Annotated in this window: 2 protein-coding genes; both read right to left on the minus strand. The window is 59.5% G+C overall.

Features of this window, described 5'->3' with window-relative positions; translation table 11 throughout:
- Positions 1-385 (minus strand): aminotransferase class III-fold pyridoxal phosphate-dependent enzyme (locus tag NW815_RS14025; protein ID WP_414416154.1); only part of this gene is annotated, 385 nt, incomplete at its 3' end.
- 139 nt (positions 386-524) lie between these two features.
- Positions 525-2,240 carry a succinate dehydrogenase/fumarate reductase flavoprotein subunit gene (locus NW815_RS14030; protein WP_414389860.1) on the minus strand — a complete coding sequence of 572 codons (1,716 nt, stop codon included), beginning with the start codon at positions 2,238-2,240 and terminating at the stop codon, positions 525-527.
- Between the last annotated feature and the right edge of the window lie 119 nt (positions 2,241-2,359).

Genomic DNA, 2,359 nt, shown 5'->3' on the forward strand with positions numbered 1-2,359 from the left:
GGGCCGTATCCACCGCCTCAGAGCCAGAGTTGGTGAAAAAAACGTGATCCAGTCCGGCAGGAGTGAGCTGGATGAGCTGCTCTGCCAGTTGAAAGGCTTTGGGATGGCCCATTTGAAAAGCTGGGGCGTAGTCCAGTTGGGCCACCTGCTGTTGGATTGCTTCCACAATTGGGGGACGACAGTGGCCGGCATTCACACACCACAGCCCGGCAGTCCCATCTAGGATTTGGCGGCCATCGTGGCTGGTGTAGTACATGTCTCGGGCGGCCACCAACAGGCGCGGGTTGGCTTTAAATTGCCGATTGGCCGTAAAGGGCATCCAAAAAGGCTCCAGATTCAGCTCCGCTTGCAGGGCGACGGCTGCTTTCTCCAGGGTTTCTTGCATGGCTGGCCCTCCGGCAGTAGACGAGATTTCAAGCTGGCGAAGATGGAATCTCTAGATATTGGATAATTTTGAAAGGGGCTCCATCCTGCTAACGGGAACGATAGAGCAATCCTAATCGGCCTGGGAGGCCTCTGGAAAGTTAGTATTTTCGCTCCTGAGGGGGAAACCGGGTGATCACCACGGGGCGATAGCTGATCTGAGGGGATCCCTCGCGAAAGGCAGCCAAGGTGTGTTGTAAAAACCGTTGATCATCCCGTTGGGGGTAATCTTCCCGCGCGTGGGAGCCACGGCTTTCCCGCCGTTCCAGGGCGCTGGCGAGGATCAAAGCCCCCACCGTCATGAGGTTGTCCAGCTCCAGCGCTTCGATCAGCTCGGTGTTCCACACCTTGCCCCGATCGTCCAAGCGCAAATCCTGCTCGTAACGCTGGCGGATCTGTTGCCATGTTTGGATCCCTTCTTGGAGAACCGATTCGGTGCGGTAGACGCCGCAATGCTCGGTCATGCAATCTTGAAATTGCCGCCGCACCTGATCAATGCGGCTCTTCCCTGATCGTTCCAGGAGCCCGGCAATCCGGCTGGCGGCCTGTTTGAGTAGGGATCCCTCGTCCACTTTCGGCAAGGCTCGACCTCTGACGGCTTCTACCATGGCTGCCCCTGTGCGCCGCCCGAAAACAACGCACTCCAGGAGAGAGTTGCTGCCCAGCCGGTTGGCCCCATGCACCGAAACACAGGCCGTTTCACCGGCAGCGAACAGCCCTTCCACACGGGTTTGGGCATCCCGCAGTACCTGCCCCTCCACCGTCACCGGGATCCCACCCATGCAGTAGTGCACCGTCGGTCGCACTGGAATGGGATCGACAACCGCATCGATGCCCAAGTGGCGATGGGCCTCCTCCCAACAGAAGGGCAGCCGAGTGTGGATCTTTTCTGCCCCCAGATGCCGCAGGTCTAAGTAGACAAAATCTTTGCCGTCAATACCGCGCCCGGCCCGCACCTCCGTAACAATCGCCCGCGAGGTGATGTCCCGTGGGGCCAATTCCATCTGGCTGGGGGCATAGGCGGCCATGAAGCGCTCCCCCTTCCCATTGATCAGATAGGCCCCCTCTCCGCGCACTGCCTCTGAGATCAACACCCCCACCGGATACAGGCCCGTGGGATGAAACTGCACAAACTCCATATCCTGCAGAGGCAGGCCGGCCCGCGCCACCATCGCCATGCCATCGCCGGTGGAAGCAAAGTCGTTGGACGTGGAGTTGTAGATGCGTCCATAGCCGCCTGTAGCCAACATAACCGCCTTGGCCCGCACCACCTCCAGCCGCCCGCTGGCCTGCTCCAACATCACCACGCCCTGGACTTGGTTTTCTGCCAGGATCAGATCCAGCACATACCATTCGCTGTAGAGTTTGACCCCAAAGCGCTTGAGGTTGCTCACCAACTCGTGTAAAATGGCTTGCCCAGTTTTGTCGGCGGCATAGCAGGTGCGCGGGTGGCTGTGTCCCCCAAAGGCCCGCTGGGCAATGCGGCCATCCGGCAGGCGGGAGAACAAGACCCCCAAGTGTTCTAGGTCGATGATCACTTCAGGAGCTTCCCGGGCCAGAATCTCCACCGCATCTTGATCCGCTAGGTAATCGGATCCCTTGACGGTATCGAAGGCATGAGCCTCCCAGGAATCTTGCGGATCAACATTTTGTAAGGCGGCGGCAATGCCCCCTTGGGCTGCTACCGAGTGGCTGCGAATGGGATGGGTTTTGGACACCAAGGCCAGGTCGAGGCTGGGATCCCGTCGCATAACCTCCAAAGCCGCTCGGCAACCGGCCAGCCCTCCCCCGATGATGACAATGTCGTGTTCCAGCATGGATGCAGGCAAGCTCTCGCAAAGGATTCCGCCACAGCCAGGATGGCGTTTTCCCATTATGGCCGGCCCCAGCAGCCTCTCCAGCAGCAGGTAAACTACCCGACTCCGACCGCTAAAGC

Source organism: Synechococcus sp. R6-7, from assembly GCF_047461695.1.
Taxonomy (GTDB): domain Bacteria; phylum Cyanobacteriota; class Cyanobacteriia; order Thermostichales; family Thermostichaceae; genus Thermostichus.